The 12,900-nt window shown below is 57.7% G+C and carries 12 protein-coding genes; all 12 read left to right on the top strand.

Going from position 1 to position 12,900, the window contains the following annotated elements; all coding sequences use genetic code 11:
- The first annotated feature begins 15 nt into the window (after positions 1–15).
- A complete protein-coding gene (locus tag WG622_RS17695) occupies positions 16–1,323 on the top strand; it encodes a ferredoxin reductase family protein (protein WP_339404729.1) in 1,308 nt (435 codons plus the stop codon).
- A gap of 127 nt (positions 1,324–1,450) precedes the next feature.
- The gene (locus WG622_RS17690) at positions 1,451–2,836 is read left to right on the top strand and encodes a trypsin-like peptidase domain-containing protein (protein ID WP_339404728.1); all 1,386 of its coding nucleotides are present in this window, start codon (positions 1,451–1,453) and stop codon (positions 2,834–2,836) included.
- Positions 2,837–2,852: 16 nt separating this feature from the next.
- Positions 2,853–4,166, top strand: a complete 1,314-nt coding sequence (locus WG622_RS17685) for a replication-associated recombination protein A (RefSeq protein ID WP_339404727.1) — start codon at positions 2,853–2,855, stop codon at positions 4,164–4,166.
- Between the two features lie 118 nt (positions 4,167–4,284).
- Positions 4,285–5,223 (top strand): ATP-grasp domain-containing protein, encoded by a 939-nt coding sequence (locus tag WG622_RS17680; protein WP_339404726.1) that lies wholly within the window; start codon positions 4,285–4,287, stop codon positions 5,221–5,223.
- Between the two features lie 57 nt (positions 5,224–5,280).
- Positions 5,281–5,658 (top strand): fluoride efflux transporter CrcB, encoded by a 378-nt coding sequence (gene crcB, locus WG622_RS17675; protein ID WP_209355434.1) that lies wholly within the window; start codon positions 5,281–5,283, stop codon positions 5,656–5,658.
- A complete protein-coding gene (locus WG622_RS17670; protein ID WP_339404725.1) occupies positions 5,655–6,698 on the top strand; it encodes an RluA family pseudouridine synthase in 1,044 nt (347 codons plus the stop codon). The genes crcB and WG622_RS17670 overlap by 4 nt, the downstream gene beginning before the upstream one ends.
- Positions 6,695–7,366: an HAD-IA family hydrolase gene (locus tag WG622_RS17665; RefSeq protein ID WP_339404724.1), complete on the top strand. Its 672-nt coding sequence runs from the start codon at positions 6,695–6,697 to the stop codon at positions 7,364–7,366. Before WG622_RS17670 ends, WG622_RS17665 begins: the two co-directional genes overlap by 4 nt.
- Before the next feature lie 4 nt (positions 7,367–7,370).
- Positions 7,371–8,084: an ATP12 family chaperone protein gene (locus WG622_RS17660; RefSeq protein ID WP_339404723.1), complete on the top strand. Its 714-nt coding sequence runs from the start codon at positions 7,371–7,373 to the stop codon at positions 8,082–8,084.
- A 201-nt stretch (positions 8,085–8,285) separates the two neighbouring features.
- A complete protein-coding gene (locus WG622_RS17655; protein ID WP_209355438.1) occupies positions 8,286–9,305 on the top strand; it encodes an amino acid ABC transporter substrate-binding protein in 1,020 nt (339 codons plus the stop codon).
- A 228-nt stretch (positions 9,306–9,533) separates the two neighbouring features.
- Positions 9,534–10,754 carry an amino acid ABC transporter permease gene (locus tag WG622_RS17650; RefSeq protein ID WP_209355439.1) on the top strand — a complete coding sequence of 407 codons (1,221 nt, stop codon included), beginning with the start codon at positions 9,534–9,536 and terminating at the stop codon, positions 10,752–10,754.
- A 1-nt stretch (position 10,755) separates the two neighbouring features.
- Complete coding sequence (locus WG622_RS17645; protein WP_339404722.1) at positions 10,756–12,042, top strand: amino acid ABC transporter permease; 1,287 nt, start codon at positions 10,756–10,758, stop codon at positions 12,040–12,042.
- A 5-nt stretch (positions 12,043–12,047) separates the two neighbouring features.
- Positions 12,048–12,812, top strand: coding sequence for an amino acid ABC transporter ATP-binding protein (locus WG622_RS17640; protein ID WP_209355441.1), 765 nt, complete (start codon positions 12,048–12,050; stop codon positions 12,810–12,812).
- Positions 12,813–12,900 lie beyond the last annotated feature (88 nt).

Raw genomic sequence — 12,900 nt, 5'->3', positions numbered from 1 at the left:
AACAGGAACTGCCCCATGTCTCTGCGCCCCCTCGGACTCGTTGTCACCGCTGCCGCCTTGGCCGTTCCTGTCATCTGGTGGCCAGAAATTGCGCAGGGCCGGGATGTGATCGCGCTGTTTAGTCAGTATCTGGGCATTTGGGCTCTGATCGCCATGGCACTCTTGCAAGTGATTGCCACCCGCTGGCCCGGTGTCGAAGCCATCTTCGGAGGCTTGGATCGCGGGTATATCCTGCACAAATGGCTGGGGATTGGTGCCATGGCCGCAATCCTGTTGCACGACACGATTGACGCAGAAATGGACGGCCTTGGGCGCGAAACAGCCTTGGTGGAACTGGCCGAAACTCTCGGAGAACTCAGCCTCTATGGCATCCTGATCCTTGTCGTGATCACCATTGCGACCTTCATCCCCTATCACCTCTGGCGCTGGACCCACCGTTTGATGGGGTTCTTCTTTATGGCAGGGGCGTTCCACTATCTGTTTATCCTCAAGCCATTCGCGAACGGAGACCCTCTGGGCCTTTACACAAGCGCCTTCTGCGCCCTTGGGATTGTGGCGTTCGTCTATCGCCTGTTGCCGGCTGGTATGCGCAGCTCCAAACGTTATGAGGTCTCTGACATCACAGAAACCGGCAATGCGATGGCAATCACCATGACGCCAAAAGGTCGCGCTCTGCGTCACAAGGCGGGCCAATTCGCCTTCCTCAGCATCGAGGGCGCCGAGCCGCATCCTTTCACCATCTCAAGCGCTCCGCGAGAGGATGGCAGCATTCGCATGACCGTGGCAAAATTGGGCGACTATACCAATCGCATGGCGCGGACCCTGAAAACAGGAACAGCTGTGCGCCTTGAAGGCCCTTTCGGGCATTTCGAACGCCGTAACACGCAAGACCCGGAACTTTGGATTGCCGCCGGTGTTGGCATCACGCCATTCCTAGCCTGGTCCGAAGCCCTTGATCCGTCAAGCGGCCCTGTACATCTGGTCTATTGTATCCGCGACGAAGCCTCTGCCGCGCATCTGACGCAACTTAAAGAGCTGGCTTTGGCCAAACCCAACCTGACCCTGCATATCCAAAACTCTGCGACGGATGGTCGGGCGACGGCTGATAGCATTCTGGCGAAAACCGGAGTGTCTACGGATCGCCTGACAGTGGCATTCTGCGGCCCAATGCAAATGCGCAAATCCCTGATCGAGGGCTTCCGCCGCGAGGGTGTTTCGCCGTCTCGTTTCAAATTCGAAGAATTCGAGATCCGCACAGGCATTGGTCTGCGCCGCCTTGCGGCCTTCTTGTTTGAACGTGTGGTTGCGCCTAAACGCGCCTAGGCTTCATCTTGCCAAAAATACTCATTCCAACGTAAAGGCCGGGGCATCGCCTCGGCCTTGCTGTCTCTTGCAAAGCGCGCGTCTCCTGCGCATATCAAAACGATCACGATCCAACCAAGGCCACCCTATGATCCGCGCAACCCTTGCTGTCGTCTCTCTTGTCTTCGCCACACTCGCATCTGCGGAAACCAAAGTCCCGACGAGCCAAGTGGAAATCCAACTCGGCTTTGCGCCTTTGGTGAAAGAGGCCGCGCCTGCTGTGGTCAATATCTACGCCAAACGCGTGGTCGAGACGCGCCAAAGCCCGTTTCAGGGCGATCCCTTCTTTCAAAACCTGTTCCGAGATTTCGGCACCACGCGGCCGCAGGTGCAGAACTCATTGGGATCTGGCGTGATCCTGTCAGCCGAAGGCATCGTCGTGTCCAACTATCACGTCGTCGGCATGGCAACGGATATCCGTGTCGTCCTCAACGACCGTCGCGAGTTCGCAGCTCGTGTTCTGTTGGGGGATCAGCAAAGCGACCTCGCGATCCTGCAGTTGATTGATGCGCCTAAAGACATGCCGCACCTCACCTTGCGAGACAGCGACACCGTCGATGTCGGAGAGCTTGTCCTGGCAATCGGCAACCCATTCGGCGTCGGCCAAACCGTGTCCAGCGGGATTGTGTCGGGTCTTGCGCGCTCGGGCACTGCGGCAGGTGCGGGGCAGGGGTATTTCCTGCAGACCGACGCGCCGATCAACCCGGGCAACTCGGGCGGTGCCTTGATTGACATCAACGGAGACCTCATCGGCATCAACACCCGTATTCTGACGCGGTCGGGCGGCAGCAATGGCATCGGTTTTGCCATCCCCACCAATCTGGTCGCGCAATTTGTGGCGCAGGCCAAGGCGGGCAACGACACCTTCCAACGTCCCTGGGCCGGCGCCTCTGGCCAGCCCGTCGATGCGGATATGGCCGAGAGCCTCGGGATGGATCGCCCTGGAGGCATCGTGATTTCCTCGCTGCACGAAGCCAGCCCCTTGCGCAAAGCGGGGCTCGCACCGGGCGACGTGATCCTTGCGGTGGATGGTCAGCCCGTGAACACCGGGTCCGAGATGATTTTCCGCATGTCGGTGGCCGGGCTTGGCTCTGAAGCGGATCTGACGGTTTTACAGAAGGGGCGCCCGCAAGTCGTGAGGGTCTCTTTAGCGGCTCCACCCGAAATTCCGGCGCGTGAGACGATCACCACGGGCAGACGTTCGGCCATTCCAGAGGTGACCTTATCCAATATCAACCCAGCCGTGATCGCCAACTCACGACTGCCGCTTGGGGCCGAAGGTGTCGTGATCGAAGACCCGGGTCCCTCGGGCGCGCGGGCGGGCTTGCGCCCCGGAGATATCCTGCGCGCGGTCAACGGCGAAGAGACGCCCGACACGAAATCTGCCCAACGCGCCTTGCGAAATGCCGGCAGCCGTATCACCTTGGCGATCGAGCGTGGGGGTCAACAGATTCTCATGCGCTTCAGGCTCTAACCCCAAGGCGACCCCAATGGCCGATCTCTTCGGAGACCCTCAGACCCAGACCCAAGACACAGCCCCGCGCCCCTTGGCCGATCGGTTGCGCCCACAGTCGTTGGGCGAGGTGATTGGGCAAGAGCAGGTTCTGGGGCCTGATGCGCCCTTGGGCGTGATGCTGGACGCGGGCAGCCTGAGCTCGCTGATTTTCTGGGGGCCGCCGGGCGTTGGCAAAACCACCATCGCGCGGCTTCTTGCGCAGGAAACGGATCTGCATTTCGTCCAGATCTCTGCGATCTTTACGGGCGTGCCAGAGCTGCGCAAAGTCTTTGAGGCGGCCAAGATCCGGCGGGCAAACGGGCAGGGAACCCTTTTGTTCGTGGACGAGATCCACCGCTTCAACAAGGCCCAACAGGACGGGTTCCTGCCGCATATGGAAGACGGCACGATCCTTTTGGTGGGCGCGACCACCGAAAACCCGAGTTTTGAACTGAACGCCGCGGTTTTATCGCGGTCGCAGGTCCTGGTTCTTGAACGCCTGAAGCTCTCAGATCTGGAACGTTTGGCGCAGCGCGCCGAGAAAGAACTGGGCAAAGCGCTCCCGCTTGAAGGCGCGGCGCGTGAAGGTTTGCTTGAGATGGCCGACGGCGACGGTCGCGCTTTGCTCAATCTGATCGAACAGGTTGCGGCCTGGAAGGTCGATGGCAAACTTTCAACCGACCAATTGGCGACGCGTCTGATGAAACGCGCAGTGAACTACGACAAATCGGGGGATGAGCATTACAACCTGATTTCCGCGCTGCACAAGTCGGTGCGGGGATCCGATCCCGACGCAGCTCTTTACTGGTTTGCGCGGATGCTTGAGGGGGGCGAAGACCCACGCTTTCTGGCACGACGGCTGGTGCGTATGGCTGTCGAGGACATCGGCCTCGCCGACCCGCAGGCGCAGGCGGTTTGTTTGCAGAGCTGGGAGACCTACGAACGGCTCGGCTCGCCAGAGGGGGAGTTGGCCCTGTCCCAAGCCGTGGTCTATCTGGCCTTGGCACCCAAGAGCAACGCGAACTACGTGGCCTACAAGGCCGCTCGCAAAGCGGCGAAAAAGACGGGGGCGATGATGCCGCCGAAGCATATCCTGAATGCGCCGACCGGCCTGATGGAGGATCAGGGCTATGGCGCGGGCTATGCCTATGACCATGACGCAGAGGACGGGTTTTCGGGTCAGAACTATTTCCCCGAGGGCATGAAACGGCCCGAGTTTTATGCTCCGGTTGAACGTGGTTTCGAACGCGATCTTGCCAAACGGGTGGCCTATTTCGCCAAACTGCGGGCGCAGCGTGGCAAGGGCTAAAAATCCGAGGTCTCAGTCGGTGTTTTCGATGTTTGAACCTAGCGTTCGAGTTTGATAGCGCAAGGCCATCGGCCAGAGACTCGCGTCCCGGCCAGCAACCTAAAAATACGAGGCGACAATGAAAGTCGGATTTCTTTACGAGCACCCCACCTGGTCGGATGATCTGCGCGCGTGTTTTGCGCAAAACGGGATTGAGCTTGTTGCGATCAATGTCGCCGATGCTGCCTTTCTGACTTCGAAATCAGACTTCGATTTCGACCTCTGCATCAACCGCGTGAATATGATGCCCTCTGAGGGGCGCGCCTCTTCGGTTGCGGCACATACGCTGCATGTTCTGCATTTGATGGAGAGCCTCGGTATCGAAGTCATCAACGGCTCGCAGGCTCATTTCGTCGGAGCCTCTAAGGCCGTGCAGAACGGGATATTTGAGCGCCTTGGGCTGGATTGCCCGAAATCCGTCGCCATCTATCGCCCCGAAGACGCGCCTGCCGCCGCTGAGACCATCGGTTATCCCGTTATTGTGAAACCCAACATCGGCGGTTCTGGGTCTGGCGTGGCGCGGTTTGATACCGCGCAAGAACTGCGTGATGCGATTGCCGGAGACAGCTTGGATCTTGGCATTGATGGCACAGGGCTCGTCCAGGAATACATCCGCTCGGACGGCCATGTGTACCGCGTGGAAATTCTGAACGGGGCGCTGTTTTACAGCATTCGCCAGCAGGTGGTGGAAAACCAGTTCAACTATTGCGCCGCAGATGGCTGCAGCATCAGCTTTGACGAAGAACCCGCAGCGGATGACTTTGACATGTGCGTGATTGGCAACGACGGCATTGTTGCCAACGAAGTCCCCGCCGAGATCTTGCAGAATGTGCTGGATATCTGCGCCAAATCCAAAGCCGACATCGGTGGCGTCGAGTATTTCCTGCGCGAAGACTCTGGCAGCGCCTGTTTCTATGACTTTAACCCTTATTCCAACTTTGTTGGCAACGGCGAGGTTCTGTTCGGCTTTTCGCCTGAGCAACGCTTTGTGGATTTCGTGAAATCTCGGATGGGCTAAGGGTCCGGACCCGTCCCCAAGGTTGACAAAAGCCGAGGCAGGGGCGAGAGAGCCGGGATGTTTTTGAACCTGACATATGTGGCGCTGGGCGGAGCTTTGGGCGCAGTGATGCGCTATCTTGCGGGGCTGGGCGTGATCCGCCTTGTCGGAACCGGATTTCCGCTGGGCGTTGTCACTGTGAATATTGTCGGGTCGTTTCTGATGGGGCTTTTCGTGGTCTTTGCCCATCGCAAGGGGATCATGCATCTGAGCCCTTTGGTGATGACGGGGTTTTTGGGCGGGTTCACTACCTTCTCGGCCTTTTCTCTAGAGGCGGTGACCCTGTTTGAAAAAGGTCAGACGGGGGCTGCGGCCTTTTATGTGGCTCTGTCGGTCGGGGCGTCGATTGCGGCCCTTGTGTTGGGGCTTTGGATCGCTCGGGGGATTTGGGCATGAGTGGCGTGCAAACGATTGAAGTCGCGGCGGGCGACGCAGATATGCGTCTTGATCGCTGGCTGAAGGCGACTTTCCCGCAGCTGAACCAGATCCGCATCGAAAAGATGTGCCGCAAAGGCGAGCTGCGTGTGGATGGCGGGCGGGTGAAACCTGCGACGCGGCTTGAGGCGGGTCAGATGGTGCGCGTGCCTCCCCTCCCAGATAAAGCGCCAGAGCCGAAACCGCGCAGCAATCGCATCTCGGCCGCGGATGAAAAGCTGATCCAATCCTGTGTGATTTATCGTGACGATCACATTATTGCTTTGAACAAACCTCCGGGTCTGCCGACCCAAGGCGGCAGCAAGCAGACGCGCCATGTGGACTGTCTGTCTGAAGCGCTGAAATTCGGCTATGAGGAAAAGCCGCGTCTTGTGCATCGGCTGGATAAGGACACATCGGGCGTTCTGCTGCTGGCGCGCACGCGGCAGGCGGCGCAGGCCCTGACGACATCGATCCGCCACCATGCGACGCGCAAGATTTATTGGGCTGTGGTGGCTGGCGTACCGACGCCTTATCTGGGCGAAATCAAATACGGTCTCGTCAAAGCCCATGGGCATGGCAAACGTGGCGAAGGCGAGAAGATGCATGCAGTGCATCCGCGCGATGTCAGTTCAACACCCGGTGCGAAACGCGCGTTGACGCAATATGCAACGCTCTATCGTGTGGCCAGCCGCGCGGCCTGGGTCGCAATGGAGCCGATCACCGGCCGCACCCACCAATTGCGCGCGCATATGGCCGAGATCGGGCATCCGATTATTGGCGACGGGAAATACGGCGGCTCGGGGCAGGAGAACCTTGGCGACGGCTGGGGCGCGCAGCTGGGCGGGATCATTTCCAAGAAATTGCACCTGCACGCGCGTATGATGAGCTTTGAGCATCCGGGCACAAAATCCGTTATGACGGTCACAGCTCCAATGCCGGACCACATGGCCCATACCTTTGAGACCTTCGACTGGACGCCCGATATGGCGCAGGAAGATCCCTTTGAGGAGTTGCGATGAGCGACCTTAGGCTGGTGATCTTTGACGTCGACGGGACGTTGGTCGACAGTCAGGGCGACATCGTGGGATCCATGTCTCGTGCGTTTGCGGCGCTGGGCAAGCCAGCGCCGGCTCGGGAGAATGTTCTGTCGATTGTGGGACTGTCTTTGGATGTGGCCATGCAGCGGCTGGCACCAGAGGCCTCGCTGGGCGAGCAGATCGATTTGGTCGACGCCTATAAGCAGGCCTATCAGGACTTGCGTGCGGCCAAAGGCAGCGTGGAGTCTTCGCCGCTTTACCTCGGTGCGCGTCAGGTATTGGACGCCTTGCGTGCGCAGCCCTACACATTGTTGGGTGTGGCGACGGGCAAGTCTCGGCGAGGGTTGGACAGCCTGATCGCGGGACATGCGCTGGAGGGATTTTTTGTGACCGAACAGGTCGCGGATCATCATCCGTCCAAGCCGCATCCCTCGATGATCGAGGCTGCCATGGCTGAAACGGGCGTTGACGCAGCGCAGACGGTCATGATCGGAGACACCAGCTTTGACATGTCCATGGCCCGCGCCGCTGGCGTGCGTGGCATTGGCGTTAGCTGGGGATACCATGGCCGCGAAAAGCTGGCCAATGCGGAAATCATCATAGACCGGTTCGAGGAGCTTCTTCCGGTTTTGGGTCAAATGTTGGGATAGAGATATGTCAGGCTGGAATACGGCAAAACGTTTTTGGAAATCTGCCGCGGTTGCGGAAACGGAGGAAGGCTTTGCGGTAGAGCTGGATGCGCGTCCTTTGAAGACCCCAGCAAAGACTCCGGTGGTGGTTCCAACCCGCGCATTGGCCGAAGCGATTGCAGCAGAATGGGACGCGCAAGGCGAACAGATCGATCCCATGTCCATGCCTGTTACGCGCTGCGCGAACTCGGCTTTGGACAAAGTCGCGCAGCAGCATGCCGAAGTTGCCGACATGTTGGCCGAATACGGCGGCACAGATCTTTTGTGCTATCGCGCGGACAGCCCCGAGGCGTTGGTTCAACGTCAGGCCGAGGCCTGGGATCCGGTTTTGGATTGGGCAGCTGAAACCTACGGCGCGCGCCTGAAGCCGGTGGCCGGAGTGATGTTCCAAGGACAGGATGCTGACGCGCTGGAATCGCTCCGACTCAAGGTCCACGAAATGGACAATTTCGAGCTCGCAGCCTTCCATGACCTCGTCTGTTTGTCCGGTTCGCTGGTCTTGGGATTCGCGGCTGTTTCCGATTTCGCACCAATTGATGAGCTTTGGTCGCTTTCTCGCATCGACGAATCTTGGCAAGAAGAGCAGTGGGGCGAGGACGAAGAGGCGCAAGAGCAAGCAGAAATTAAGAAAACTGCGTTTAAAAATGCATATTTGTTCAATCGTTTGCGCAAACAATAGGCGTTTTCGGGCGGTCATTTCAAAAGTTCGCAAAACGCCTAAAATTTAATCGCCATTGTAATAGATACACTTGACCTTCCTCGGAAAATTCGTCCAAACTCGGCGCTACTGGGATGGGGAGCACTCCACTCGGTGAAAACGATTCCAATAAAACGGAATCGAAAGCCGCCCAAAAGGGCGACAAACCAGGAAGAGGTAAAAATGAAAAAATCCGTTATTTTCGGCGCTGCGGCACTCGCTCTGTCTGCTGGCGCTGCGTTTGCTGGTACGCTTGACGACGTCAAAGCGCGCGGCAAACTGAACTGTGGTGTGTCCACCGGCGTTCCAGGCTTTGCTGAGCCTGATGCGAACGGCGTATGGCAGGGCTTTGACGTTGCTGTTTGCCGTGCGGTTGCAGCTGCTGTTCTGGGTGACTCCACCGCAATCGAATTCGTTCCTACCACCGGTAAAACTCGTTTCACCGCGCTGGCAGCAGGCGAGATCGACATGCTGGCACGTAACACCACATGGACCTTCTCTCGTGACGTTGACCTGAAGTTTGAATTCGTCGGTGTGAACTACTACGACGGTCAGGGCTTCATGGTTCCAACCGCACTGGGCGTATCCTCTGCGAAAGAACTGGACGGCGCGACTGTTTGTATCCAAACCGGTACAACCACCGAGCTGAACCTCGCGGACTTCTTCCGCGCGAACAACATCTCTTATGAGCCAGTGCCAATCGAAACCGGTTCCGAAGCTGTTCAGCTGTTCCTGTCCGGCGCATGTGACGTTTACACCACTGACGCATCCGCTCTGGCGGCGCAGCGTGCGAACTTCGCAAACCCAGGTGACTACGTTGTTCTGCCAGAAATCGTATCCAAAGAGCCACTCGGCCCACTGGTACGTCACGGCGACAACAACTGGGGCGACATCGTTCGTTGGACTCTGAACGCTCTGATCACTGCAGAAGAGCTGGGTGTTACTTCTGACAACATCGCAACTCTGGGCGCATCTGCGAACCCATCCACTCCAGAAATCAACCGTCTGCTGGGTACCGAAGGTACTCTGGGCGAGATGCTGGGTCTGGACGCAGAATGGGCGAAGCGCGCTATCATGGCGGGCGGTAACTACGGCGAAGTCTTCGCGAACAACATCGGCGAAGACACCAACATCGGTCTGGCACGTGGCGTAAACGCCAAGTGGACCGACGGTGGCCTGATCTACTCCCCACCATTCCGGTAAGTTGATCTTAGGAGAGGGCGTGGAATTTCCACGCCCTTTTCTTATCTGGGGCGTTTTCTGACAATTTATCAAATCGACAGGGCGCGGCATGCACGGACCTCAACGACTCCGCGTATGTATCTGGTTTCCGTTTCCTGTTTTCGTCGGTCAACGCTGTAGCTATTGAAACTTTGCCACCTCTTAGAGCGCTGCTTGCTCGGAGACGGCTTCTGCTGACAGAGGACACATATGTCCACAATCCCTGATCCAGGTGTGAGTCAAGACGGCTTCCGTATCGGAATGCTGATCAACGACACACGCTACCGCGCATATACGTTCCAGTTTATCGCGCTTGTGCTGCTGATCTTTGGCATCGGCTATCTGATCTCCAACCTTTTCGCCAACCTTGAACGCGCGGGCCTGAATATCTCGTGGGCGTTTTTGGGCGAGCCTGCTGGTTATGACATCAACCAGCGTCCCATCGACTATACGTCACAATCCACCCATGCCCGTGCATCCACCGTCGGAGCGATCAATACGTTGATCGTGGCTTTCCTGGCCTGTGTTTCTGCGACGGTTCTGGGCGTCATCGCAGGTGTTTTGCGTCTGTCCAACAACTGGTTGGTCGCCCGCTTGATGAGCATCTACGTCGAAGCCTTCCGCAACGTGCCGGTTCTGATCTGGATCCTGATCATCTTCCTGGCGATGTCCAACGCGCTGCCACAGCCTCGGGCTTTCCGCGGAGAGAATGCGACGTCAGAGATGTGGCTGGACATGGTCGCCTTCACAAACCGCGGGGTCTATATCCCAGCGTTTGAAAACGGCAGCGGTTCGATGGTCTTTTGGTTGACCATTCTGGCGTCGATTGTCGGAGTTTTTGTCTACCGTCGCTATGCGCGCAACCTGCTTTACAGCACCGGTCGCATGCTGCCGACGGGCTGGCCATCCTTGGCGATCCTGATCGTGCCGGGCGTGATCATGTACTTCCTGCTGGGTCAGCCAGTGGGTCTTGAGCGCCCAGAACTCAAAGGCTTCAACTTCCAGGGTGGGGTGCACCTCCGTCTGTCGTTGATTGCGCTTTGGTTCGCGTTGGCGATCTACACAGGGGCCTTTATCGCGGAGAACGTCCGTGCAGGTATCCAGGCGATCAGCAAAGGTCAGACCGAAGCCGCCGCGGCCCTGGGCCTGCGTCCGGGCCGGATCATGAACCTTGTGATCCTGCCACAAGCGCTGCGCGTGATCATTCCGCCGCTGATTTCCCAGTATCTGAACATCACCAAAAACTCGTCTCTGGCGATTGCGGTGGGCTACATGGACATCACCGGCACGCTGGGCGGCATCACGCTGAACCAGACCGGTCGCGCGATTGAAGCCATCCTCTTGTTGATGCTGTTCTATCTCACCGTCTCGCTGACGATTTCGGTGGTCATGAACATCTACAACAACTCTGTTAAGTTGAAGGAGCGCTGATATGTCTGATGTATCCTTTGTGCGTCACGACCAGATCCCTCCATCGCCGCCACCGGCGCGCGAAGCAGGGGTGATCAAATGGCTGCGCGAGAACCTGTTCTCTGGCTGGATAAACTCGATCCTGACCATTCTGGCGGTCTATTTCGTCATCAAGATCGTCATTGGCGTTTACCCATGGTTCGCCAATGGCGTCTGGGAAGGCGGCAGCCGCGCGGATTGCGTTACTGCGCTTGCAGGCGAGACTGGCGCGTGTTTTGCCATTCTGGCGGAACGCTGGAACCAGCTTTTGTTCGGGATCAGCTATCCGTCTGATAGCTACTGGCGTCCATTCCTGGCCTTTGTACTGCTTCTGCCTTGTGTGTCGCCCGTGCTGTTTAACGGCCTGCCACGCAAGATGTTGGTCTTGACCCTGCTTTACCCGTTCATTGCCTTCTGGCTGATCTGGGGCGGCACCATTCTGGCGCCAATCGTGGGTCTGATCGGTTTCATCGCGGGCTACTATGCCTTCCTTGAAGGCGAGAAGCGCTCTGGCTTTGTATTGGGACTGGTTGCAGGTCTGATCGCCGCCATCATCGTATGGCGTTTGGGCGGGATGCTCTCGGGTGCGGCCTCTGGCTTCATGGCCTTTGAGCCGGTAGCAAGCCGCGACATGGGGGGCTTTATGCTCAACATGATCCTGGGCACGATCTGTGTGTCGCTGTCGATCCCGCTGGGGATCGCTCTGGCGCTGGGTCGTCAGTCGTCTATGCCAATCATCAAAGGCATCTGCGTTGTCTTTATTGAATTCGTTCGGGGCGTGCCGCTGATCACCTTGCTCTTCGTTGCAAACGTGGTTCTGGCGTATTTCTTCCCACCGGATGCCAATATCGACCTGATCCTGCGGGTGATCATCATGATCACGCTCTTCTCGGCGGCCTATATTGCCGAGGTGATCCGTGGTGGTCTGGCAGCCTTGCCGAAGGGCCAATACGAAGCCGCAGACAGCTTGGGTCTGAACTATTCTCAGGCGATGCGTCTGATCATCCTGCCGCAAGCGCTCAAGATCTCTATTCCGGGCATCGTGAACGTGGCGGTTGGTCTGTTCAAAGACACCACGCTGGTTTCGGTGATCTCCATGTTCGACCTCGTCGGCGCCATCCGTGGCCCGATCCTCGGGTCAGCCAACTGGACCGGGATCTACTGGGAAGTCTTTGGCTTTGCCGCCCTTCTGTTCTTTGTCGTGTGCTACGGCATCTCTCAATATTCGCAATGGCTCGAACGCCAGCTGCAAACTGATCATAGGGATTAATCTCAATGACGAATGCTCAAATGAAAGTATCCGACGAAGTCGCGATCCAAATCCAGAAGATGAACAAATGGTATGGCTCGTTTCACGTTCTGCGTGACATCGACCTGACCGTTTATCGTGGCGAACGGATCGTTATCTGTGGACCGTCCGGTTCTGGTAAATCCACGCTCATCCGCTGCATCAACGCTCTGGAAGAGCACCAGCAGGGTCTGATTGAGGTCGACGGGACGGTTCTGTCCTCTGACCTCAAGAACATCGACAAGATCCGGTCCGAGGTCGGCATGTGCTTTCAGCACTTCAACCTCTTCCCGCATCTGACGATCCTTGAGAACTGTACGCTGGCGCCGATCTGGGTGCGTAAAACACCTAAGAAAGAAGCCGAAGAACTGGCGATGCATTTCCTTGAGAAGGTGAAGATTCCCGATCAGGCGAATAAATACCCAGGTCAGCTTTCTGGTGGTCAGCAGCAGCGTGTGGCGATTGCCCGCTCGCTCTGCATGAAGCCTCGGATCATGCTGTTTGACGAACCAACCTCGGCTCTGGACCCAGAGATGATCAAAGAGGTTCTGGATACCATGATCGAACTCGCCGAAGAGGGCATGACCATGCTCTGCGTGACCCACGAGATGGGCTTTGCGCGTCAGGTGGCGAACCGCGTGATCTTTATGGACGCGGGCCAGATTGTGGAGCAGAACGAGCCAGAAGAGTTCTTCAACAACCCACAAAGCGACCGGACCAAGCTGTTCCTCAGCCAGATTCTCGGTCACTGATCTATCTAAAATCCTTGGAAAGGCCTCGCGGTTTCGCGGGGCCTTTTCTGTTGTGCGGGGTCGCCGCGCCGGAGCCACAGGCTCCGGC

The sequence above is a fragment of the Cognatishimia coralii genome, from assembly GCF_037478305.1.
Lineage (GTDB): Bacteria > Pseudomonadota > Alphaproteobacteria > Rhodobacterales > Rhodobacteraceae > Cognatishimia > Cognatishimia coralii.
This window is presented reverse-complemented; position numbering and strand designations above follow the sequence as displayed.

What these genes read in the sequence shown, in the direction of transcription:
- WG622_RS17695 (WP_339404729.1), top strand. Translation starts at nt 16, where the DNA reads ATGTCTCTGCGCCCCCTCGGACTCGTTGTCACCGCTGCCGCCTTGGCC.
- WG622_RS17650 (WP_209355439.1), top strand. Translation starts at nt 9,534, where the DNA reads ATGTCCACAATCCCTGATCCAGGTGTGAGTCAAGACGGCTTCCGTATC.
- WG622_RS17685 (WP_339404727.1), top strand. Translation starts at nt 2,853, where the DNA reads ATGGCCGATCTCTTCGGAGACCCTCAGACCCAGACCCAAGACACAGCC.
- WG622_RS17655 (WP_209355438.1), top strand. Translation starts at nt 8,286, where the DNA reads ATGAAAAAATCCGTTATTTTCGGCGCTGCGGCACTCGCTCTGTCTGCT.
- WG622_RS17665 (WP_339404724.1), top strand. Translation starts at nt 6,695, where the DNA reads ATGAGCGACCTTAGGCTGGTGATCTTTGACGTCGACGGGACGTTGGTC.
- WG622_RS17670 (WP_339404725.1), top strand. Translation starts at nt 5,655, where the DNA reads ATGAGTGGCGTGCAAACGATTGAAGTCGCGGCGGGCGACGCAGATATG.
- WG622_RS17660 (WP_339404723.1), top strand. Translation starts at nt 7,371, where the DNA reads ATGTCAGGCTGGAATACGGCAAAACGTTTTTGGAAATCTGCCGCGGTT.
- crcB (WP_209355434.1), top strand. Translation starts at nt 5,281, where the DNA reads ATGTTTTTGAACCTGACATATGTGGCGCTGGGCGGAGCTTTGGGCGCA.
- WG622_RS17645 (WP_339404722.1), top strand. Translation starts at nt 10,756, where the DNA reads ATGTCTGATGTATCCTTTGTGCGTCACGACCAGATCCCTCCATCGCCG.
- WG622_RS17690 (WP_339404728.1), top strand. Translation starts at nt 1,451, where the DNA reads ATGATCCGCGCAACCCTTGCTGTCGTCTCTCTTGTCTTCGCCACACTC.
- WG622_RS17680 (WP_339404726.1), top strand. Translation starts at nt 4,285, where the DNA reads ATGAAAGTCGGATTTCTTTACGAGCACCCCACCTGGTCGGATGATCTG.
- WG622_RS17640 (WP_209355441.1), top strand. Translation starts at nt 12,048, where the DNA reads ATGACGAATGCTCAAATGAAAGTATCCGACGAAGTCGCGATCCAAATC.